Genomic DNA, 23,060 nt, shown 5'->3' with positions numbered 1-23,060 from the left:
AGCGTTACGACGCCGACAGTTTTATTGAAACGCCGGTCGAGGAATAAACCGGCGTGGCCTTGAAACCATCCACCGTGACCGTCGCGAACTTCACCGATGCGCCGCTGCCGTCGATCACGTCGATCGTGTCGCCGGCCTTGGGCGCGTAGCCGTTCACGAACTTCACGTGCAGCGTGCCGCCCGCCACGGTGAGCTGGCCACCCACGCGCAGGCGTCCGCCGCCGTTGCCGTCGATATCGAGTTCGAGCGTCGTGCCGTCGAGCTGCGTGTACTTGCCCGTGATCGTCAACGGTGCGCTCGTCGCTACGGTCAAACCGCCGCCCGAGCCAACGTAGACGTCGCCGTTACCGAAGGCCGTGGCCGACGAAGCGGCAAGCACGCCGCCGCTCACCTGCGAGCCGCCCGTGTAGCTGTTGTTGCCCGCGAGCGTGAGCGTGCCGCTGCCTTGCAGCGTGAGCTTGCCCGAACCGGCAATGTCGTTGCGCCAGGCATCAGCGGCGTTGAATCCGCCCTGCGTCGCGTCCATCGAAACGATCACGTTGCCGTTGAAAGCGCCATAACCATCGGCTGCGCTAAACATGTTCAGGCGGCCCCAACCTTCGGCATCGTCCATGACCGGATAGCCCGAAGCGACTTCCGTCGTCTTGAGCACGACGCGGCGCTGATCGGCGCTCAGGTAGGGGAAACGCGTTTCGAGCAGCACCTCGGCACCCTTGGGCACGACGGGCGGCGCTTCGGTCGATTCAATCTGGCCGAACCCGAACGTCATGCGGCGCGCGAATTCCGACTTGTTGGTCGAGTAGTCGGCGAAGCGGTCGGTCGTGGTCGTCGCCGAATGCGCGTAGGCCGCGAAGGTTGTCGCGTCCGTGCCGGTGGCCTGCTCGAGCGCGTTGTGCGCCTGCGCGTAGGCTGCGCTCTTGAGCGTGGCGTTCGCGGGGTCATAGAGATTCGCGGCCGTCGCAGCGAGGGCGAACAGGCGTCCGCCAATCACGTCGAGCGGCGAATGCATGCCCGCGAGGATGCGGTTCTCGCCAAGTTCGAGGCCGCGGCTCGCCATTTCCTGGTAACGCTCGGGAACGAGGTAGGCCATCGTCATCGCGTCGCGCATGGCTTCGGCTTCGTGACCGCTAATGAAGCCGCCATCGGTCGCAGGCGTCGTGCTGATGGCCGGCACGAGCGTGGGATCGACCACGACGCTCGTGCTCCAGCGGAACGGCCGCGCGTATTTGTAAAAGCGCTTGGCGGGCTCGGTGGAGGCGTTGTTGCCCATCGTGTTGAGCAGGTCGACCACCTTGCCGAAGGTCGCGTTGCTCGTGCTTCCCACGCCGGTGTTGTTGCCCGAGTCGCTGTAGAGCGTCGTGGTCGCGTTCGCGGGAATCGACGTGATGCTCGTGATTTGCTGCGCTGCCGAGCGCCACGCCGTGGTGAGCGGCCCCATGCCGTCGGTGACGCTGTAGCCCTTGCCGCGGCGGTCGTCATAGTAGGCCGCGTCGGCCTGCGCCTGGGTACGCTGGGTGGTTGCGGTCACGACGTACTGGATGTTCGCGTTGAGCACGGTGCTGTTCAGGATCGTGCCATTGGGCGTGCCGTCGGTGGGCACCCCCGTCCACGTCGACTGCGCGACCGCGGGGAACGTACCGTTTGCAGGCGCGGAAACGCCGGCGTCCACGAGCATCGTAAGCGGCTGCCAGAGGTCGAGGAAACGCGCCACCACGCGCACGCCGGCATTCGTTTCGAGCGTGGCGTAGCGGGCGTCGCCGCGCTGGTTGGTCGCGATGTTGTCGATGAAGGCGGGCACGTCGGGAATCGGCGCGTTGTCGACAAAGCCGGGGTCGGCGGGGGGCGCCGGAATGGCCGCGCTCGTATTGCTATCGATATTCCCGCCTCCGCAGGCGGCCAGTACGGCAACGCTCGAAAGCACCGCGAGGCGCAGCGGGAAACGGATGAGAGAAGCGGGCATGCAGGCAACTCCGTCGTCGTGGTTAGTGGCGACAGATTGTCGTTACAATTTGTTACTCGAGAATTACGAATATATTTCGCGATCGTTAAAAATAGCTTCGTGTAAATTGCGTCGCCTGCTCCATCAGTGCGCCATCCAGCGCAGGCAATCAGGAGCGAACGCTCACCCCACCCCCATCTGCACGACCATATTTCTTCCCCCCGCCTTCGCCGTATACAACGCCTCGTCCGCAGCCCGGATCACCACGCTCACATCCGTCTCCAGATCCGGCCACCACGTAGTCGCGCCGATGCTGGCCGTCACGCGACCAAACTCGCAGCCCGCATGCGCAATGCCCAGCTCGCCGATCGCCGCGCGGATCTTCTCGCCGACGACCCCGGCACCGGCCACATCGGTATCCGGCAGCACCACGACGAACTCCTCACCGCCGTATCGGCCGACGCAATCGCCCGGCCGCAGGATGACCCTGCGGATGCAGCGCGCGACCTCGGTCAGCGCGACATCGCCGGCCTGGTGGCCATACGTATCGTTGTAAACCTTGAAGTGATCGATATCGACGAACAGCAGCGACAACACGCTGCCGGTGCGGCGCGCGCGCAGCCATTCGCGGTCTAGCGTTTCGCACAGCGCGCGGCGATTGGGCAGGCCGGTGAGTCCGTCCGTGCCGGCAAGCCGTTCGAGTTCGTGCTCCACCCGCCGCCGTCGCCTCAACTCGGCGCCGAGCCGTGCCGCCAGCACGATCATGCCGATCCCGAAGATCAGCATCAGCGAGCCGATCGTGAGCGCGCGGTTCCACCAGCCTGCATAGATATCGGCGGTCGACTCGGCGACCAGCACGATCAGCGGCAATTTCGAAATCCGTCTGAACGAGTAAAGCCGCTCGTCGTCATCGAGCGGCGAAGACGCGATAAAGCTGCCCTCGTCTTTCGCGAGCAGGTGCTGGAAGAACTCCGTCTTGCTAATGTCGCGCCCGGTATCGTGTCGATCATCGGGCCGGCGCAAGATGATCGTGCCGTCCGTTCTGATGATCGACACCGAGCCATGCTGCCCGAGCCGCAGATCCGCGAACAGGCTCGCAAAGTACTCCTGATCGATACCGAGCGCGACGATCCCCGCAAATGATCCGTCCGGCCGCGACAGTCGCCGGCTCAGCGCAATGCTGCGCGAACCGGGTCTGAGCCTCGAACTGTACGGCGCGCTGACATCGAGCCCGAAGTCCGGGTTCTCGCGATGAATCTTGAAGTACGGGCGATCCGAGAAGTTTCCTGCGCGCGGCACGCCGTTTTCCGAATTCATCACGACGTTGCCCAGCGCGTCGATCACCACGATCGCGCCGGCGTATTGGCCGGTGGCCGCGCGATCGAACAGGATCTCGCGCCGCAATTGCGGCGAATCGAGCACGCCCGGACGCCCGAGGCCGTCGGCGACGGCCTGCAGCGACGCCGCGTACAGCTCGAAATTGCGCGCGATGTCGCGCTCAGTGATCGTCGCGACATCGCGCGATGAATCGAGCGCGCGCGCTATCGCATCCTCGCGGCTCTGATACAGCGAATAGCCGCACAGCGCGAGCATCGCCAGCACCACGCCGCATCCCGCGTAGATGACGCCATCGCGCCGCATCCGCCATCTGCGCGCCCATGCGATCGGCACGCGAAGCCGGCCCGTTCTTTTGTGGATCATGTGCTCTGCGTTTCCAACGGCGGGAGTTAGTTTGTCGAAGTGCGCACTACGCTTCCGGTCTGTTGAGACAGAAGAAGCGGAATCACGCATTTGCACTTGCACCAGCCGTCGAATAACGCGAGACACAGCTCGTTCAATTCGTCCGCAATCTTCTGCCTGCTCACACGGGGACCCACATGCACTCCCTTTAATCCATTCGACCGATCGTTTCCAGAAGAGACGGACCGGTCTATTGATACTGATGCCAAGCATTCATTGCGCGCTGAATGCATTCGCTTTTTCGCGCGTAAGTCGTCGAGTCTTGTATCGCGGGTTTATCCGAGGGCACTGCACGACAAGAACGTCACGGGCGGCTGGCCCCCTCGGTGGCGGTCCGTTAGCGGCGTCCCCGCACTGTTTATCGGGCGGAATAACGACCCGCCTCATAGGGACATATCATACTTTTCAATAAGCGTAATTTACCTGACAATTCAAATATTGGTTTTCCTCGGTAACGTTTGCGCGTATTTATTTTTTAAATTCAAACGCGCGTTTGTTATCGCTTCATCGCGTCTGCCTTTCGGCTGGGCAATTTCCTTCAATACATGCTGTCGCCGTCTCGTTACCGTTGAGCGCCGCAATCCATTCGCACACTCACGTTTCGAGGCATCCGATGACTGCATTACTCTCGATGGCCGCGTTCGCGCTCGCCAGTTCCATTTCTCCCGGCCCGGTCAACGTCGTCGCGCTCAGCGCCGGAGCGCAGCACGGGCTCGCCGCGAGTTTGCGGCACGTCACTGGCGCGACAATCGGTTTCACCTTGCTGCTGCTTCTGATCGGCCTCGGCCTGCACGAATTGCTCGCGCGCTTTCCTGATCTGATCGAGATCGTGAAATGGGCAGGCGTGGGCTTCCTGCTCTACATGGCCTACAAACTCGCCATCGACAACGGCCAACTCGGCGCGGACAGGCCGGCGCGCGGGCCGTCGTTCGCGCGCGGCGCGGCGATGCAATGGCTCAATCCGAAGGCGTGGCTCGCGTCGCTGGCCGGCATGGGCGCGTATGCGGCTGGCGGCGATGGCCGGCTCGTCTGGCAATTCACCGCGCTGTACTTCGTGATCTGTTATCTGTCGATCGCGAGTTGGGCCTATGCCGGCACGTTTCTGCGCAGGCATCTGCGTGAAGCGAAGCGGGTCAGGGTGTTCAATCGCGTGATGGCGGCGCTGCTCGCGCTCAGTGCGCTGTATCTGCTTGCCGAGTGATGCGGCTCGCGCTCACCTGCGGTACTGCCCCGGCGTCGCTGCCACCAGCCGTTTGAAGGTGCGCTGCAAATGCGCCTGATCGGCGAAACCGGCGTCGAGCGCGACATCCGCAATCAGCGCCCCGCGCCTTAGTTGCGCGCGACTGTACTGGATGCGCCGGTTGATCAGATACGCGTGCGGCGTCATGCCGTAGCGCTGCTTGAACGCTCGTATCAGATGCGACGCGGACAGCCCGGCCGCCTGGCACACGTCGTCGAGTCTCAGCGCTCGCGTGCAGTTTTCGGCGATGTACTCCGCGGCGCGCGCGAGCTGGCTGCTCGCGTCACGCACGGGCAAGCTCGCTGGATTGAGCGTTTGCTGCACATTGGAGAAAAAGGTGATGGCCGCGCTTTCCTTACGCAGCGTGTCTGCGTCGAGATCGTTGTCGTTGGTGAGAATCGCGCACAGCCGGTTCAGGCCGTCGAACAACGCGGCGTCGAGCGTCATGATCTGCGAGAACGCGCGAAACGCGTGATTCTCGTTCAAGCCGAGCTCGTGCTGCAGTTTCGTGAACCACGCGACGTCGACGTGCAGCATCCGATACGACCAGCGCTCACCGGCAACCGGATTGCACGCGTGCACATCGTCGGGGTTCATCATCACGACGGCGCCCGCGCCTATCCATTCCCGCGCATGCCGATTCAGATACACGCTGCGGCCGCCCGTCACCGCGCCGATCGAAAAGGTTTCGTGCGAATGCTTGGCGTAGCAGACCTTGCGGCCATCGTCGATGGAGCGCGCCTCGATGAACGGCAGCGCGTCGCTGCGCCAGAAGCGCGGCGCGGACGCGCCCGTTGCGCGCGCGTTGGTCACTGCGCTTGCCGCTTCGGTCGTCTCGCTCATGCGCGTTCTCCGGTTGATCCGTCGACTTCGCTATCGTCTCCGACTTCGCGAAGCCTACGTATCGTAGCCATCAAACGCACGCGCAACAAGCCAACGCGCGGCGCCGCCTGCCCGACGCTACGCGACTACTTCGCGCTCACGTCGATATTGCCGAGGTATTTCGCGGCCAACGTCTTCACGGTGCCATCGGCTTGCACCTTTGCGATCGCGGCGTTCAACTGATCGCGCAGCGCAGTGTCGCCCTTGCGAATACCGTATGCGATGCCGCTGCCGAGAATCTTGTCGTCGCGCACCGGTTGGCCGACGAAAGCGTAGTCCTTGCCGTCGGGCTTCGACAGAAACCCCGTTTGTCCGGCGGGCGCGAGCACCAGCGTGCCATCGAGACGGCCCGCGCCCAGATCGGCGTAGACCTGGTTCTGATCCTGATACGACAGCACGATCACGCCGAGCGGTTCCCAATGCACCTTTGCGAAGGTCTCCTGGATCGACCCTTGCAGCACGCCGACGCGCTTGCCCTTCAGCGACGCGGGCGTCGGCAGCAGACCGCTGTCGCGCCGCGCGATCAGCTGCGACGGCACGCGATAGACGACCGTCGTGAAGTCGATCGCCTGGCGACGCTGTTCGGTCGCGTTCATCGCCGAATTGATCGCATCGAATTTGCGCCCTTGCAGTGCGGGGATCAGGCCGTCGAACGAGGTTTCGACCCACTTGCACGTCATATGCGCGGCCGCGCAGACCGCATTGCCCACGTCGATATCGAGCCCCTGCAGTTCGCCGTTCGGCCCTTTAGACTCGAACGGCGGATACTGCGCTTCGAGGCCGAAACGCAGCGTCGTGGTATCGGCGGCGCTTGCGGCGGACGCTGTTGCGAGCGACGCGCCTGCGCAGGCCAGCGCCAACAGGCAGTTGAGCAACTTCATAACATCTCCCTTCTTTCTTCGAATACTTTCATGACTTCGGCGACTTCGCGTGTGCGGTCGCGCACTCAGATCTCGCACAAACGCCGCGCGCCTTCGATGAGCGTCGCGTCGTCCTTCGAGAAACTCAGGCGAATCAGCCCGGAATCCGTGCCGTCGGTATAGAACGCCGACAACGGAATCGTCGCGACGCGCGCATCGCGGATCAGGCGCAGCACGAAATCACTGTCGCTTTCATCGGAAAAGCCGCGGAACCGCGCGAGCATAAAGAAGCTGCCTTCGCTCGGCAACAGCTCGAAGCGCGATTCGCGCAGCGCATACGCGAGCAGATCGCGCTTCTTCTGATAGAAGTCCGACAGGCCGAGATAGCTGTCGCGATTGGCCAATGCGTCGACGAACGCGTGCTGCATCGGCGTATCGGCGGAGAACACCATGAACTGGTGAACCTTGCGGATCTCGTCCATCAGCGCGGCGGGCGCGAGGCAATAGCCGACACGCCAGCCGGTCACGTGATACGACTTGCCGAACGATGAGACGATCACACTGCGCTCCGCGAGCTCGCGATGGCACGCCATGCTCTGATGCTTCGCGCCGTCGAACACGACGTGCTCGTAGACCTCGTCGGACAGAATCACGATGTCGGTGTTGCGCGTGATCGCTTTGAGCCGCTCGATATCGGCGTCGCCAAAAATCGTCGCGGTCGGATTGTGCGGCGTGTTGACGATGATCATGCGCGTCTTCGGCGTGATCGCGGCGGCAACTTCGTCCCAGTTCACGCGGAAGTGATCGAGCGACAGCTTGATCGCGACCGGCGTCGCGCCCTGCAAGCGCACGATCGGGCCGTAGCTGTCGAACGACGGTTCGAAATAGATCACTTCGTCGCCTGGATGCACGAGCGCGCTGATCGTCGAATAGAGCCCCTCGCTCGCGCTCGCGAGCACGGTCACTTCGCTGGCCGGATCGTAGCGCACGCCGTACAGCGTTTCGACCTTGTCGGCGAGCGCTTCGCGCAGCGCGCCGATGCCGGCCATCGGCGCGTACTGGTTATGACCTGCGCGCATCGCCTGCGCGACGCCTTCGACGAGCTTCGGGTCCGGCGCGAAATTCGGCGCGCCCTGCGACAGGTTCAAGGCATCGTGTTGCGCGGCCAACTGGCCGATCACGGTAAAAATGGTGGTGCCGACGTCCGGCAGTTTCGAGCGGGCTTGCGTGGCGCTCTGCATAAGACTTTCTCCCTTTCTTCAGCCGCCAGCGGCCGCGCGAACGGCGGCGGCGGGGCGTTCCTTCCGGTGCGGTGATTAGGCATCAGCCAAAGAACGCTCACAATCGAAACTTTGTCATACGCCGCATGCGTTTTCGTCATGGCTCGCGCGAGGGCGCTCCACATCTGGCAAAGCTGGCGGGATCATGGTTTGCGGGGAGTTCGGGGAATGCGGGAAACCGCGTAGGTATGAAGAAATGTGATGCTAAGCGGCCCGCTTGCGGAAACGGCCGCGGATGCGGCCGTTTCGCGAGTCAGTGCTCTTCGAATTCGGAGCACAAAAAGCCGCAGCCTCGGGTGAATCAGGCTTCGTCCATCAAACGGACCTTGACCTTGCGGCCCTTCAGCTTGCCCGCGCTGAGCCGGCGTACAGCCTCGCGCGCGATGCTGCGCTCCACCGCGACATAGGTCGACATGTCGGTCACGTTGATCTTGCCGATCTGCGAGCCCGCGAAACCGGCGTCGCCGGTCAGCGCGCCGAGCACGTCGCCGGGACGGATCTTGTCCTTGCGACCGCCGAGAATCTGCAGCGTTTCCATCGGTGGCAGCAGCGGGTCGTTACTGGCCGCCTTCAGCTCGGCCAGCTTGTGCCATTCGACGTCGCGCTTGTGCGCCTGCTCGATGCCGCCGACGCGCCCCATCTCATCCATGCTCGCGAGACTCAGCGCCCAGCCTTCCTGATCGGCACGGCCCGTGCGGCCGATGCGGTGCGTGTGCACTTCCGGGTCCGGTGTCACGTCGACGTTGATCACGGCTTCGAGTTGAGCGATGTCGAGACCGCGCGCGGCGACGTCGGTCGCGACGAGCACCGAGCAACTGCGGTTCGCGAACTGGATCAGCACCTGATCGCGCTCGCGCTGATCGAGCTCGCCATGCAGCGCCAGCGCATGAAAGCCCTGCGCGCGCAGCACGTCGAGCAGATCGCGGCACTGCTGCTTGGTGTTACAGAACGCGATCGTGCTGACCGGACGATAGTGATTCAGCAGCAGACCGACCGCGTGCAGACGCTCGTCTTCGGCCACTTCGTAGAAGCGCTGACGGATCTTGCTGTCGTCGTGCCGCTCGGCGAGCTTGATTTCCTTCGGATTGCGCAGGAACTGCTGGCTCAGCTTCACGATGCCTTCAGGATACGTCGCCGAAAACAGCAGCGTTTGGCGCTCTTTCGGGCATTGCCTTGCGACTTTCGCGATGTCGTCGAAGAAACCCATGTCCAGCATGCGGTCGGCTTCGTCGAGCACGAGCGTGTTCAGCGATTGCAGCGCGAGGCTGCCGCGTTCGAGGTGATCCATGATGCGGCCTGGCGTGCCGACCACGACGTGCGCGCCGTGTTCGAGGCTCGCCGTTTGCGGACGCATCGGCGTGCCGCCGCACAAGGTCAGCACCTTGATGTTTTCTTCCGCGCGCGCGAGGCGGCGGATTTCCTGGGTGACCTGATCGGCGAGTTCGCGCGTCGGACACAGGACCATTGCCTGGGTGTCGAACTTGCGCGCGTCAAGGCGTGCGAGCAGCGCCAGCGAAAACGCCGCGGTCTTGCCGCTGCCGGTTTTCGCCTGGGCGATCAGATCTTGACCGGCAAGCGCAATCGGCAGGCTCGCGGCCTGGATCGGTGTCATCTCGACGTAGCCGAGCTGCGTCAGGTTCGCGAGTGTCGCGGGCGGCAGCGGCAGCTCGCTAAATGCGGCGCCGGCGGAGGTGGGACTGTTCATAGGGTCGTCTGCAGGAATCGCGGTTACTCGGCCATCGGGCCCTGATCGGGGCGGCCCGGCAGTTGCTCGTACAGCACCTCGCCGTCGTCGCCGTCGAAACGCTCGACGTAATTGCGCGCGCCGCATAGCGGGCAGCGGAACAGGAGCCCCTGCCCTTCGTTCTTGATGACGACGTCGGATTGCTCCCACTGCGCGCCGCAGGACTGGTTTCTACAGGTGAACACGTTGATTCTCCAACTGGATTCGATGATCGATCGGCAAGGTCGCGCGTGCGGCCTTGCCGTGTATGAGGTTGCCGCGCCAGCGCCGCGTCGTGACGCGATGGCGCACGACGGCCGGCCCGGCGTCAGCCGAGATGCGTATGCCGCGGACGCGGCACGGCCACATCCATGTCGGTCAGGCCGTGCACGATGCCGCAGTCTTCGACCGGATGCTCGCCGTGGCATTGGTCGCGCAGCGTCGTCAGCTGCGCTTTCAGCTGCTGCAGCTCTTCGATCCGCGTGTCGACGTGCGCGATGTGCTCGTCGACCAGCGTATGCATGCCGCCGCAGCCGTTCGCCGGCGCGTCGGTCAGACGCAGCAACGCGCGGATTTCGTCGTGGGTCATGTCGAGCGCGCGGCAATTGCGGATGAAACGCAAGCGTTCGACGTGCTTCGCCGTGTAACTGCGGTAATTGGCTTCGGTGCGCTCCGCCTCGGGCAGCAGGCGCTCTTTTTCGTAGAAACGGATGGTTTCCGTCGTGCAATGGGCGATTTTCGCCAGTTCGCCGATTTTCATGGACCTTTCCTCCACGCGGCCTTGACCTTGTAGTGGCTTCAAGGTGTTTACTAGACCACAAATTGCACGAGGAAGCCACCAATGCCTGAAACCAGCCGTTTTGCCGCCGATCGTCCAGAACTGGAAGAAGCCCGTACGCAAGGGGCTTGCGGGGAGGTTGATGCGCGGCACGACCATGATCACGGCAGGGGTACGGGTGGGGCGTGCGGGCATTCGCATGGCCATGAAGGGCACGATCATCACGGCGGCCACGAGCATGACCACGATCGCGGCCATGCCCGCGATCACGCCGACGGCGCCTGTTGCGCCCCCGCCGCGTTCGCGCCGCCCCCGCTGCGCCTGCCGGCCTCCGAGGCCGTAGGCGACGATTTGCGCACCGCGATCCGCATCCTGCAGATGGACTGCCCGACCGAGGAAGCGCTGATCCGCAAGAAACTCGGTCACATACCTGCCGTACGCAGCATGGATTTCAACCTGATGCAGCGCGTGCTGACCGTCGTCCACGCGCCCGATGCGCTCGAAACGGTCCTCGCCGCACTGCGCTCGCTCGACTTCACGCCCGAACTGGCAAGCGATGCCAGCGATGCCACGACCATCGCGGCCGTTGCCGCCGTACACAAGCCCTGGTGGCCCCTGATCGTCGCCGGCGTCATCGCCGCGGCCTCAGAGGCCGCTGGCTGGCTCGGCGCGCCCGGCTGGGTGGTGGCGGGTCTTGCAATCGTCGCGATCGCCTCCTGTGGCCTTACGACCTATCGCAAGGGCTGGGTCGCGCTGCGCAACGGCAACCTGAACATCAACGCGCTGATGAGCATCGCCGTGACCGGTGCGGCGCTGCTCGGCCAGTGGCCCGAAGCCGCGATGGTGATGGTGCTGTTCACGATCGCCGAACTGATCGAGGCGCGCTCGCTCGACCGCGCGCGCAACGCGATCGAAGGACTCATGCGGCTCACCCCCGCCGAGGCTAGCGTGCAGCAACCCGACGGCGCATGGCGGCCGGTGCACGTCGACGCGATCGCGCCCGGCGCGCTGGTGCGCGTAAAGCCCGGCGAGCGGATCGCACTCGACGGCGAGATCGTCGCGGGCCGCTCGAGCGTCGATCAGGCGCCGATCACCGGCGAGAGCCTACCCGTCGACAAAGCGACCGGCGACGCCGTGTTCGCCGGCACGATCAACCAGGCGGGCTCGTTCGACTATCGCGTAACGGCCGCGGCTGGCAACACGACGCTCGCGCGCATCATCCACGCGGTCGAGGAGGCGCAAGGCACGAAGGCGCCGACGCAGCGCTTCGTCGATGAATTCGCACGCGTTTACACGCCGATCGTGTTTGCGATCGCGCTCGCCGTCGCTCTGGTTCCACCGCTGCTGTTCGGTGGAGCGTGGCACGCGTGGGTGTACAAGGCGCTGGTGCTGCTCGTGATCGCGTGTCCGTGCGCACTCGTCATTTCGACGCCGGTGACGATCGTCAGTGGGCTCGCGGCCGCGGCGCGTAAGGGGATTCTGATCAAGGGCGGTGTTTACCTCGAACAGGGTCGCAAGCTGAGCCGGCTCGCGCTTGATAAGACTGGGACGATTACGCATGGCAAGCCGGTGCAGACGGAGTTTGAGGTGGTCGGTGACGAGGCCGACGCCCTTGGCTACCGCACGCTCGCCGCGAGCCTCGCGGGCCGCTCCGATCATCCTGTTTCGATGGCGATTGCCGCTGCCGCAAATGACGACGGCGTCGAGCACCTGCACGTCGACGCGTTCGAAGCGATCACCGGACGCGGCGTGCGCGGCGACATTGATGGCATCGCGTACTGGCTCGGCAATCATCGCTTGATCGAAGAGCTGGGCCGCTGCTCGCCGCAACTCGAAGCGCGCCTCGATGCGCTCGAAGAGCAGGGCAAAACCGTCGTCATGCTCGCCAACGCGCAGCGCGTGCTCGCGCTGTTCGCGGTCGCCGATACCGTGAAGGAGACGAGCCGAGCCGCCGTCGCCGAACTGCGGCGGCTCGGCGTCGGCACCGCGATGCTGACCGGCGACAACCGCCACACCGCCGAGGCGATCGCACATCAGGTCGGCGTCGATGAAGCGCGCGGCGATCAGTTGCCCGAGGACAAGCTCGATGCGGTCGCGCAATGGTCGGCCGATGGCGCGACCGTCGGCATGGTCGGCGACGGCATCAACGACGCGCCCGCGCTCGCACGCGCCGACATCGGCTTCGCGATGGGCGCGATGGGCACCGACACCGCGATCGAAACCGCCGACGTCGCATTGATGGATGACGATCTGCGCAAGATTCCGGCGTTTATCCGCTTGTCGAAAGCGACGTACGCGGTGCTGGTGCAGAACATCGCGCTGGCGCTCGGCATCAAGAGCGTGTTTCTCGTGCTGACATTGATGGGCTTCGGCACGATGTGGATGGCGGTGTTTGCCGACGTCGGCGCAAGTCTGCTGGTGGTGGGCAATGGGTTGAGGTTGCTGCGGAAATGAGCGTGATGTTTCCGCGTTGCGCCCTACGCTGAATCATCACTTACGGCAGGGTTTATCGGTGCGCTCGCCAGCAGCTCATCGCTATCGTCTTTCAAACCCACACCTGTCAGTCTCAGCTTCCTCGCCTGCATGAGCAGGTAGTGCAGCTTGTGTGCGGCCTGCTCATAGTCGAGTCCTTCGGGCCGCACGTTCGAAATGCAGTTGCGCTGTGCGTCGCTGCAACCGGTTTTCGGCGCATACGTGATGTAGATGCCGAGGCTATCCGGCGAACTCAAACCTGGCCGCTCTCCGATGAGCATCACGACGATCTTCGCGTCGAGCAATTCGCCAATCTCGTCGCCGAGTGCGACGCGGGCCTGACGCGCGATCACTACTGGGCCGATGGTCCAGTCCGCGAGCTTCGGATGCATGGCCTGCAACAGTGGTACGGCCTGCTTCGATGCGGCGAACGCCGATAGACCATCGCCGATCACGAACAGCACATCGCTTGATTGTGTCGGCAGTTGCGCAAGCGCCGCGCGACTCTCTTCCGACAGCCGCCGCCCAAGATCGGGACGCCTCAAATAATGCTCGCGATCCGGCGCGGCGCTATGCACGTCGAGCGTGTTGAAACCTTGCGCGTGCAATTGTGCGTGAAGCGCGTCGGCATCGAGCGGATGATGCACGGCGTCGCGCGCCTGCGCATGCGCGAGATTGAACGCGAGCAACGGTGCGGTCGGCAAGCTGTTGCCCGCGCGGCCCAACGCGATGCGCGCCTGCGTAAACCGGCGCAGTACGTTCCACGGATCCTTGTCGAGTGCGTCGTTCTCGCTCATACGATACCCATCCAGTCGCGCGCGCTTTCGAGCAGCGGTTGCCGTGCTGTCGCACCGATCAATGCGCCGCGTGCGTCGATGATCTGCATCGACTCCAGCCATGCCTCGAATTCAGGCGCACGCCGTAAACCGAGCACGTCGCGCACGTACAGTGCGTCGTGAAACGACGTGCTCTGGTAGTTGAGCATCACGTCGTCCGCGCCCGGCACGCCCATGATGAAGTTGATGCCCGCGACGCCGAGCAGCGTCAGCAGATTGTCCATGTCGTCCTGATCCGCTTCGGCGTGGTTCGTGTAGCAGATGTCGCAACCCATCGGCACGCCAAGCAGCTTGCCGCAGAAGTGATCTTCGAGACCCGCGCGTGTGATCTGCTTGCCGTCGTACAGATACTCTGGGCCGATGAAACCGACCACCGTGTTCACCAGAAACGGCTTGAACTTGCGCGCGACCGCATACGCGCGCGCCTCGCAGGTCTGTTGATCGACGCCGAAATGCGCATCCGCCGACAACGCGCTGCCCTGCCCCGTTTCGAAGTACATCAGATTGCTACCGACGGTGCCACGTTGCAGCGACAGCCCCGCCTCGTACGCTTCCTGCAGCAGCGCGAGCGAAATGCCGAAGCTCGCGTTCGCTTTCTCGGTGCCCGCTATCGACTGGAACACGAGATCGACCGGCGCGCCTTTTTCGATCGCGGCGATCGTGCTCGTCACGTGCGTGAGCACGCACGATTGCGTCGGCACGTCATAGCGCTGACGGAATTCGTCGATCATCAGCAGCAGCTTCGTGATCGCGGCGAGATTGTCGCTCGCGGGATTGATGCCGATAAGGGCGTCGCCGCACCCGTACATCAGGCCGTCGAGCATCGAGGCGGCGATGCCTTTGACGTCGTCGGTTGGGTGGTTTGGTTGCAGACGTACGGACATGCGGCCAGGTAAACCGACCGTGTTACGAAAGCGTGTGATGACCGGGCGTTTACGCGCGGTGGCGATCAAATCCTGGTTGCGCATCAGCTTTGAGACTGCGGCGACCATTTCTGGTGTGAGACCCTCGGTGATGCGGGTGAGTGCGTCGGTGTCGGTTGTGGTGCTGAGCAGCCAGTTGCGGAAGTCGCCTACCGTCAGATGGGAGATTTCGGCGAAGGCTTCCGGCGAGTGATCGTCGACGATCAGGCGCGTGACTTCGTCGGTTTCGTACGGGATCAGCGGTTCGCTCAGAAATGTGCGCAGTGGCACCTGTGCCAGCGCCATTTTGGCGGCGACCCGCTCTTCTTCGCTCGCTGCCGCGATGCCCGCGAGCTGGTCGCCCGAGCGTTGCGGGCTCGCTTTCGCGAGCAGGGTCTTCAGGTCGGCGAAGCGGTACGTGCGACTGCCGATCGACTCGGTGTAACTCATATTTGCGGCTCCATCGCTTCACTTCGCGCGAACGCGGGTAGGAATGGGAACGGCGGCTTACAAGCTGCTTGCTGCTGGATGTGTACATCACACGATAGCGCCAAACGGCGGAGGCGTCACTTCGCGGGGGTTGGGGCTGTTTACCTGTGCTGCTGGCGGGCAATGTCTGTCGCAATTCCGCAGGATTTGGTAAACGGCCGGCACACTCCGACGTGATACTTTGCTCGCATTCTGTCGCGCCAATTTTCAGCGGTCCAGTCATGAACGAATCAGACCATCGCGCTCGATACGAAATACGGCTCGCGCGCGTGCTCGACCATATCTACGATCACCTCGACGAACCGCTCGATATCGGACGGCTCGCGGAAATTGCGTGTCTGTCGCCGTATCACTGGCACCGGATCTATCAGGCGATGTACGGCGAGACGGTCGCGACGACGGTGCGGCGTTTACGGCTGCATCGCGCAGCGGGTTTTCTCGCGAACAGTTCGATGCCGATTGCCGAGATCGCCGAGCGCTCGGGCTATAGCAGTTTGCAGTCTTTCTCGCGGACGTTTCGTGCGGTGTTTGGTGTGCCGCCGGCGCAGTATCGCAGGCAAGGCACGCATTGCCGGTTCCGGCCGGCGCTTTCAGGAGACGGGCAGATGGCTTCGGTGCGTGAGGTGGAGATTCGTTATGTGGAGCCGATGGAGATTTTGTCGGTCGATCATGTCGGGCCTTATATGCAGATCGGCAAGGCTTTTGATGCTTTGTTTACCTGGCTCGGGAAACACAATCTGCTGGCGGGACAACTGCGGATGATTGGGGTTTACTTCGATGATCCGGGGGTGGTTGAGGAGCAGGATTTGCGGTCGAAGGCGGGGGTGTTGTTGCCGGGGCCTGTGATGGCTGAAGTGGCTTCGGCTGTTGCGATGGGTGGGGAGGTTTCTGTCACGCGTATACGCGGTGGTGAATATGCGGTGTTGCGGCATGTTGGGCCATATAGCGATATGCGGGCGGCTTATGAGTGGTTGTATGGGACCTGGCTCGTGCAGTCCGGGAGAGAGGCGGCCGATGCGCCGGTGTTTGAGGAGTATTTGAATAGTCCTAAGGAGACTGCGCCTGCGGAGCTGGTTACGGAGATCTGTTTGCCGTTGGGGTGAGGTGCGACTTGCTCGGTCGGTGCTTGCTGGCTCTGCTTGCTGCGATGTTGCTGTTGTTGTGCGCGTATACGTTGCGCGGGTTTGGGCCTGCTTCTCTGGTTTTTATAGTCTTTGTGTATGTATACGTAGTAATAGTTAACAAGTGACGCGTTCGGCTGTGGATAACTTGGAAGTTCGTTTACGGATCAACGCGCTGCGGAATCGATAACCCTTGGGAGCGCAGGCGGACAGGTTAACGGAGCCAGGGAGAATTTTTAGTCGACCTGTAAACGCTGCGGTCTTATCAAGGTTTCGCCCACAAGGTGTTCTGGGGCTTTTACAAAAGTTGTCCAGAGGAGGATGTGGATAAGTGGCCTCGCTGGAGAGACGATTTGGACCCCTCGGCGGGGGGGTGTCAGAATTTCCGTGTTCAAGGCGGGGTTGAGATTCACACGGATGGCCGAACGAATCGATCGGCGTAAAGGATAGCGAATTGGTTCATGGCTGTCTTCCAGTCCTGAGCGGCACGGCCCCAATCGGCGGTGATGTTGCGCAGCGCCAGCCAGATGAGTTTCGTTGCCGCATCGTCGCTCGGGAAGTGTCCCCGGGTCTTGATGATCTTGCGTAACTGGGAGTTGATGTTCTCGATGGCGTTCGTTGTGTAAATCACCTTGCGTACGGCCGGTGGAAACGCAAAGAACGGAATTACGCGATCCCAGGCGTTGCGCCACGCGGCACTGACAGGCGGAAATTTCTGACCCCATGGCCCTTGGGCAAATGCATCCAGTTCGGCCTGAGCCGCTTCCGCGCTTGGAGCGGTATAGATCGGGCGAATCGCGGCGGCCAGCGATTTGCGGTCTTTCCAGCTTGCGTAATCCAGGCTGTTGCGGATCAGATGGACGATGCAGGTTTGCAGCGTCGTGGCCGGAAACACGGCTGCCAGCGCTTCGGGCATGCCCTTAAGGCCGTCGGTCACGGCGATCAGGATGTCGTTGACGCCGCGAGTCTTGAGATCGTTGAACACCTTCATCCAGAACTTGGCGCCCTCGGTGTTCTCGATCCACAGACCCAGGATGTCGCGTGTGCCGTCGGGCAGAATGCCCAGCGCCAGATAGACGGCCTTGTTGCGCACGACGGCGTCTTCACGGATCTTGACGCGCAACGCATCGAAGAACACGACCGGGTACATCGGGTCAAGCGGCCGGGCCTGCCAGGCGGTGACTTCGCTCATCACCTCGTCGGTCACCGAGCTGATGAACTCGGGCGACACCTCGGTGCCGTATTGTTCCAGCACGAAGCCCTGAATCTCGCGTACGGTCATGCCCCGCGCATACATGGCGATGATCTTGTCGTCGAAGCCCGTAAAGCGTCGTTCGTGTTTGGGAATCAACAGCGGTTCGAAGCTGCCGTGGCGATCGCGAGGCACCTCGATGCGGATCGGGCCGTCTTCAGTCAGGACCGTTTTGGCACCCGTGCCGTTGCGCTGGTTGGTGACGGCGGCAGGCCTGGCAGCGCCAGACGGATAGCCCAGATGGTGGTTCAACTCGGCGCCCAGCGCCCGCTCGATCAAGGCCTTCTTGAGGGCCAGCGTCGCGGTATTGATGGCATCGGCCGTCATCGGGCCATTGCCGAACTGCTCAAGCAGTTCGGCGGGAATCGTCGGCAGGTCTGCCGGCGGGGCTTTCGGTTTGCGAGGCATATATTCTCCTGGGGAGCATCATATGCCTTGAACACGAAATTACTGACAGCCCCCTCGGCGGCGACAATCTAAACAGTCGCGGCCGCGCATCTCCGACTACAGACCTCCAAGTCGAGACTCGCAAATCGCCCACAAAAATGCGGACAGGTTCATCTGGGCCATCAATAAAAAAGACCCATAAGCTTCTCAACTTATGGGTCTCAATTTCTGCGGTTACGAGGCTATTTACATGCACCCTCAAACATCAATATTCCCCGCCCTCAACGCATTAGACTCAATGAAAGCCCTCCGCGGCTCCACATCATCCCCCATGAGCGTAGTGAAGATACCATCAGCAGCAATAGCATCCTCAATCTGCACGCGAAGAAGACGCCGCACTGCAGGATCCATAGTCGTCTCCCAAAGCTGCCCAGGATTCATCTCACCGAGGCCTTTATAGCGCTGCTTGGAAACATTGCGTTCAGCATCCGCCAACAGCCACCTCATCGCACTCTTGAAGTCACTAACCGCCATACTCCGCTCTCCACGCTTGATGAGAGCGCCAGAGCCAATCAACCCCTTAAACGTATTAGCGGTATTCACGAGCTGCTGATAATCCGCGGTCAGCTGAAACTCTTCATCGATAACAGAGATCTTCTGATTCCCATGATGCGTCCGCGCGACGCGCAGCGAGCGCAACTCCCGCACAGGGTCATACATCGTAGTAACGGTCACTTCAGGCTTCAGCGCATCATCCCGCAGCTTCGCTTCGAGCGCGCGAGCCGAAGCCTCGGCCGCCTGCTCGCTGGAGAGATCGATAGCGACACCATCCATCACCGCCTCGAGCGCACCAGCGTCATACAACCGGCTCAAACGATCAACCACCGCCTGCGCCAACAGATAAGCGCGCGCCAATTCACCCAACGCATCCCCAGTAATCGGAGTCGCACCTTCAGACGCCACCAACTCCGACCCCTGCAACGCGAGCCGAAGAATATGAGCGTTCACCTCCGACTCATCCTTCAGATACCGCTCGTCCTTGCCCGCCTTGATCTTGTAAAGAGGCGGCTGCGCGATATAGATATACCCGCGCTCGATCATCTCCGGCATCTGTCGATAGAAGAACGTCAACAACAATGTCCGGATGTGCGCGCCGTCGACGTCAGCATCGGTCATGATGATGATGCGGTGATAGCGCAGCTTCTCGAGGTTGTAGTCTTCCTTGCCGATCCCGCAGCCAAGTGCGGTAATCAGCGTAACGATCTGCTCGGAAGAAAGCAGCTTGTCGTAGCGCGCCTTCTCGACGTTCAGCACCTTGCCGCGCAGCGGCAAAATAGCCTGAAACTTCCGGTCACGCCCCTGCTTCGCCGACCCACCCGCCGAGTCACCCTCGACGATATAAATCTCCGACTTCGCCGGATCCTTTTCCTGACAATCCGCGAGCTTCCCAGGCAAGCCGACGCCATCGAGCACGCCCTTGCGCCGCGTCATCTCGCGCGCCTTGCGCGCCGCATCGCGCGCACGCGCTGCATCGACGATCTTGCCGCAGATGATCTTCGCGTCGCCCGGCGTTTCGAGCAGGAATTCCTCGAGCGCCTTCGCGACCACCTCTTCCACCGGCGCGCGCACTTCCGACGACACCAGCTTGTCCTTCGTCTGCGAGCTGAACTTCGGCTCCGGCACCTTCACCGACAGCACGCACGACAGCCCTTCACGCATGTCGTCGCCCGACGTTTCGACCTTCGCCTTCTTCGCGACCTCGTGATCGGCAATGTACTTGTTCAGCACGCGCGTCATAGCCGCACGCAAACCGGTAAGGTGCGTGCCGCCATCGCGCTGCGGAATGTTGTTCGTGAAGCACAGCACGTTTTCGTTGTAGCTGTCGTTCCACTGCATCGCCACTTCGACGCCCACACCCTCCTTCTCGCCCATGATGTGGAAGATGTTCGGGTGCAGCACGGACTTGTTCTTGTTGATGTACTCCACAAAGCCCTTTACGCCGCCGACGAACGCAAAATCCTCTTCCTTGCCCGAGCGCTGATCCAGCAAACGAATCCGCACGCCGTTATTGAGGAACGACAGTTCGCGAATCCGCTTCGCGAGGATGTCGTAGTGATATTCGACGTTGCCGAAAATCGTTTCGTCGGCCATGAAATGCACTTCGGTGCCGCGGTTTTCGGTGTCGCCGACCACCAGCATCGGCGACGTGGTCACGCCGTCGATCTGTTCGAGCACGCGGTTCTGCGGCACGCCACGATGGAATTCCATGAAGTGCTTTTTGCCGTCGCGGCGCACGGTGAGGCGCAGCCACGCGGACAGCGCGTTCACGCACGACACACCAACGCCGTGCAGGCCGCCCGATACCTTGTAGCTGTTCTGGTCGAACTTGCCGCCGGCGTGCAGCTCGGTCATCACGATTTCGGCAGCGCTGCGCTTCGGATCGTGCTTGTCGTCCATCTTCAGGCCGGTGGGCACGCCGCGGCCGTTGTCGGTGATCGAGATCGAGTTGTCCGCGTGGATGATCACCTGGATGTCGTTGCAATGCCCGGCGAGCGCTTCGTCGATCGAGTTGTCGAGCACTTCGAACACGAGGTGGTGCAAACCGGTGCCATCCGATGTATCCCCGATGTACATCCCAGGCCGCTTGCGCACGGCTTCCAGACCTTCGAGGATCTGGATGGACGAGGCGCCGTAGCTGTTATCGGGCTGCGTATTGTTCGTTTCAGTCATGGATTTTTTCCGGTTCTGCGTTACTGCAAGGTTGCTGCTCTGGACTTTTCAAAACGCCATAAAAACGCCAAAGGGGCGCTGCGCCCCTTGGTGTTCTTCTTGATGTTGGCCGCGTCAGATGCGCATCGGCATCACCACGTATTTGAATTCCTCGTTTTCGGGAATCGTGATCAACGCGCTGGAGCTGGCGTCACCCAGACTCACTTGCAGCATGTCGACCTTCAGGTTCGCGAGCACGTCGAGCAGATACGTGACGTTGAACCCGATATCGACGCTGTCGCCGTCGTATGCGATTTCCAGTTCTTCCTGCGCCTCTTCCTGATCGGCGTTGGTCGACATGATCTTCAACTGGCCCGGCTCGACGATGCAGCGCACGCCCTTGAATTTGTCCGACGTCAGAATCGCCGCGCGTTGCAGCGAGCGCTGCAGTTCTTCGCGGCCAATCTGGAATTTGTTCTTGTGCGACTTCGGAATCACTCGCTGGAAATCGGGGAACTTGCCTTCCACGAGCTTCGACACGAGTTCGACCTGCCCGAACGTGAACTTGACCTGCGTCTGCGCGATGTCGATATTGACCGTGTCGTCGATGTCTTCGAGCAGGCGCTGCAGTTCGAGAATCGTCTTGCGCGGGATGATCACTTCCTGGCGCGCGAACGAGCCCTCGATCTTCATAGACGAGAACGCGAGACGGTGGCCGTCCGTCGCGACCGCCATCAGCTGGTCGCCGTCCACCACCAGCAGCATGCCGTTCAGGTAGTAGCGGATGTCCTGCTGGGCCATCGAGAAATGGACCATGCCGAGCAGCTGGCGGAACGTCTTTTGCGGAACCACGAGGCTCGCGCCGTAGTCTTTAGCCTGAGCGACGGTCGGAAATTCGTCGGCGGCGAGCGTTTGCAGTGCAAAGCGGCTCTTGCCGGATTGCACGGTCAGGCGCTTGTCGTTCAGCGTCAGCGTGACCTGACCTTCGGGCATCGCGCGCAGAATGTCGAGGAGCTTGCGCGCCGCCACCGTGGTCGCGACCGAATCGCCGCCCACGCCGAAATCGGCGCGCGTGGTGATCTGCAACTCGAGGTCGGTCGACAGGAACGATACGTCCGGACCGTTCTTGGTGATCAGCAAATTGGCGAGGATCGGCAACGTATGGCGGCGTTCGACGATGCCGCTCACAGTTTGCAGCGGCCTAAGGAGGTTATCGCGTTCGGTCTTGACCAGTTGCATAGGGTTCCTTCGTTGATATAACGGCCTGCACGCCTTACGGGACAAGCTTTCCAGCGTGCAGCCACGGCTCCCCGCCGGCGCCACGAAAAGCGCCCGACACGGCGTGAAATCCGCCCGCGGCCGCCGGGCGGTTAAACCTGTATTGTGCCTGAAAACGGGACCGCCTCACTAAAATGGGGGCGAGTTCGGGAATAAACAGGTCGATTTTGCGGAGCATGCTCCGGGTTGCCGCCGGGTCGCTTGTTCCCTGCCCGTTTTCCTGCTTCCCTGCGCGCCTAACCCTTCAGCGTCTGTTCCAGCACGTGCAGTTCGTGGTTCAGCTGCGCGTCCTTGCTGCGCTCGTCGGCGATCTTGCGCACCGCGTGCAGCACCGTCGTGTGGTCGCGCCCGCCGAACAGCTCGCCGATTTCCGGCAAGCTCTTCTGCGTCAGCTCCTTGGCCAGATACATCGCGATCTGCCGCGGCCGCGCGATATTCGCCGGACGCTTTTTCGAATACATGTCCGCGACCTTGATGCTGTAGAAGTCGGCGACCGTTTTCTGGATGTTTTCCACCGAGATCTGGCGGTTCTGCACCGTCAGCAGGTCTTTCAGCGCTTCCTTCGTCAGCTCGATCGTGATTTCGCGGCCGTGGAACTTCGAATACGCGAGGATCTTGCGCAGCGCGCCTTCGAGTTCGCGCACGTTCGAACGCAGATGCTTCGCGACGAAGAAGGCGACGTCCTCGTTCAGGCTCACGAATTCCGATTGCGCCTTGCGCATCAGAATCGCGACGCGCATTTCGAGTTCGGGCGGCTCAATCGCCACCGTCAGACCGGAGTCGAAGCGCGAGATCAGGCGGTCGTCGATACCCGAGATTTCCTTCGGATACGTGTCGCTCGTGATGATCACCTGCGCCTTGTTCGCGACCAGCGCCTCGAACGCGTAGAAGAATTCTTCCTGCGTGCGCGACTTGCCTGAAAAGAACTGAATATCGTCGATCAGCAGCAGGTCGAGCGAGTGGTAGTAGCGCTTGAAGTCGTCGAATGCCTTGCGCTGGTACGCCTTCACGACGTCGGACACATACTGTTCCGCGTGGATATAACGGATCCGCGCGCCGGGTTTGTCCATCAGCAACTGGTTGCCGATCGCGTGGATCAGGTGGGTCTTGCCGAGACCCACACCGCCATACAGGAACAGCGGGTTATACGAGATGCCGGGGTTGTCAGCGAC

At 62.2% G+C, this 23,060-nt stretch carries 17 protein-coding genes; 3 read left to right on the top strand and 14 right to left on the bottom strand.

The window, feature by feature from the left end; all coding sequences use genetic code 11:
- Positions 1 to 4: 4 nt before the first annotated feature.
- Both L0U81_RS00085 and L0U81_RS00080 read right to left on the bottom strand, forming a co-directional pair.
- The gene (locus L0U81_RS00085; RefSeq protein WP_233799581.1) at positions 5 to 1,960 is read right to left on the bottom strand and encodes an acid phosphatase; all 1,956 of its coding nucleotides are present in this window, start codon (positions 1,958 to 1,960) and stop codon (positions 5 to 7) included.
- Between the two features lie 162 nt (positions 1,961 to 2,122).
- Positions 2,123 to 3,640 (bottom strand): sensor domain-containing diguanylate cyclase, encoded by a 1,518-nt coding sequence (locus L0U81_RS00080; protein ID WP_233799580.1) that lies wholly within the window; start codon positions 3,638 to 3,640, stop codon positions 2,123 to 2,125.
- Between the two features lie 652 nt (positions 3,641 to 4,292).
- Between L0U81_RS00080 and L0U81_RS00075 the strand changes: the two genes are divergently transcribed.
- Positions 4,293 to 4,880 (top strand): LysE family translocator, encoded by a 588-nt coding sequence (locus L0U81_RS00075; RefSeq protein ID WP_233799579.1) that lies wholly within the window; start codon positions 4,293 to 4,295, stop codon positions 4,878 to 4,880.
- 12 nt (positions 4,881 to 4,892) lie between these two features.
- Here L0U81_RS00075 and L0U81_RS00070 read toward each other — a convergent pair whose 3' ends face one another.
- The 6 genes from L0U81_RS00070 to cadR form a co-directional block, all read right to left on the bottom strand.
- Positions 4,893 to 5,762, bottom strand: a complete 870-nt coding sequence (locus L0U81_RS00070; protein WP_233799578.1) for a helix-turn-helix transcriptional regulator — start codon at positions 5,760 to 5,762, stop codon at positions 4,893 to 4,895.
- 125 nt (positions 5,763 to 5,887) lie between these two features.
- Positions 5,888 to 6,682: an ABC transporter substrate-binding protein gene (locus tag L0U81_RS00065; protein WP_233799577.1), complete on the bottom strand. Its 795-nt coding sequence runs from the start codon at positions 6,680 to 6,682 to the stop codon at positions 5,888 to 5,890.
- A gap of 65 nt (positions 6,683 to 6,747) precedes the next feature.
- Complete coding sequence (locus L0U81_RS00060) at positions 6,748 to 7,902, bottom strand: pyridoxal phosphate-dependent aminotransferase (RefSeq protein ID WP_233799576.1); 1,155 nt, start codon at positions 7,900 to 7,902, stop codon at positions 6,748 to 6,750.
- Between the two features lie 340 nt (positions 7,903 to 8,242).
- Positions 8,243 to 9,646, bottom strand: a complete 1,404-nt coding sequence (dbpA, locus tag L0U81_RS00055; protein WP_233799575.1) for an ATP-dependent RNA helicase DbpA — start codon at positions 9,644 to 9,646, stop codon at positions 8,243 to 8,245.
- A gap of 23 nt (positions 9,647 to 9,669) precedes the next feature.
- Positions 9,670 to 9,870, bottom strand: a complete 201-nt coding sequence (locus L0U81_RS00050; protein WP_008918000.1) for a hypothetical protein — start codon at positions 9,868 to 9,870, stop codon at positions 9,670 to 9,672.
- A gap of 122 nt (positions 9,871 to 9,992) precedes the next feature.
- Positions 9,993 to 10,424 carry a Cd(II)/Pb(II)-responsive transcriptional regulator gene (gene cadR / locus L0U81_RS00045; RefSeq protein ID WP_090802273.1) on the bottom strand — a complete coding sequence of 144 codons (432 nt, stop codon included), beginning with the start codon at positions 10,422 to 10,424 and terminating at the stop codon, positions 9,993 to 9,995.
- Positions 10,425 to 10,505: 81 nt separating this feature from the next.
- Here cadR and L0U81_RS00040 point away from each other — a divergent pair, with 81 nt between their 5' ends.
- Entirely contained in the window at positions 10,506 to 12,896 is a 2,391-nt protein-coding gene (locus L0U81_RS00040) for a heavy metal translocating P-type ATPase (protein ID WP_233799574.1), read from the top strand.
- Positions 12,897 to 12,919: 23 nt separating this feature from the next.
- Here the strand turns inward: L0U81_RS00040 and eutC are convergent, their stop codons facing one another.
- On the bottom strand, positions 12,920 to 13,711 hold the full coding sequence (eutC, locus tag L0U81_RS00035) for an ethanolamine ammonia-lyase subunit EutC (protein ID WP_233799573.1): 792 nt from the start codon (positions 13,709 to 13,711) through the stop codon (positions 12,920 to 12,922).
- Positions 13,708 to 15,102, bottom strand: a complete 1,395-nt coding sequence (locus L0U81_RS00030) for an ethanolamine ammonia-lyase subunit EutB (RefSeq protein ID WP_233799572.1) — start codon at positions 15,100 to 15,102, stop codon at positions 13,708 to 13,710. The genes eutC and L0U81_RS00030 overlap by 4 nt, the downstream gene beginning before the upstream one ends.
- 260 nt (positions 15,103 to 15,362) lie before the next feature.
- Here L0U81_RS00030 and L0U81_RS00025 point away from each other — a divergent pair, with 260 nt between their 5' ends.
- Complete coding sequence (locus L0U81_RS00025) at positions 15,363 to 16,244, top strand: AraC family transcriptional regulator (protein ID WP_233799571.1); 882 nt, start codon at positions 15,363 to 15,365, stop codon at positions 16,242 to 16,244.
- A gap of 427 nt (positions 16,245 to 16,671) precedes the next feature.
- On the opposite strand, the gene L0U81_RS00020 is transcribed toward L0U81_RS00025, so the two are convergent.
- The 4 genes from L0U81_RS00020 to dnaA all read right to left on the bottom strand — a co-directional run.
- Entirely contained in the window at positions 16,672 to 17,922 is a 1,251-nt protein-coding gene (locus L0U81_RS00020) for an IS256 family transposase (RefSeq protein ID WP_233799570.1), read from the bottom strand.
- Between the two features lie 237 nt (positions 17,923 to 18,159).
- Entirely contained in the window at positions 18,160 to 20,631 is a 2,472-nt protein-coding gene (gene gyrB, locus L0U81_RS00015; protein WP_233799569.1) for a DNA topoisomerase (ATP-hydrolyzing) subunit B, read from the bottom strand.
- 114 nt (positions 20,632 to 20,745) lie between these two features.
- On the bottom strand, positions 20,746 to 21,849 hold the full coding sequence (gene dnaN / locus L0U81_RS00010; RefSeq protein WP_233799568.1) for a DNA polymerase III subunit beta: 1,104 nt from the start codon (positions 21,847 to 21,849) through the stop codon (positions 20,746 to 20,748).
- A 275-nt stretch (positions 21,850 to 22,124) separates the two neighbouring features.
- A partial coding sequence (dnaA, locus tag L0U81_RS00005; protein ID WP_233799567.1) for a chromosomal replication initiator protein DnaA occupies positions 22,125 to 23,060 on the bottom strand: 936 nt, incomplete at its 5' end.

Origin of the sequence: Paraburkholderia sp. HP33-1 (genome assembly GCF_021390595.1) — a bacterium.
Taxonomy (GTDB): domain Bacteria; phylum Pseudomonadota; class Gammaproteobacteria; order Burkholderiales; family Burkholderiaceae; genus Paraburkholderia.
The sequence above is the reverse complement of the archived record's forward strand: the minus strand, read 5'-3'. Positions and strand labels throughout refer to the sequence as shown.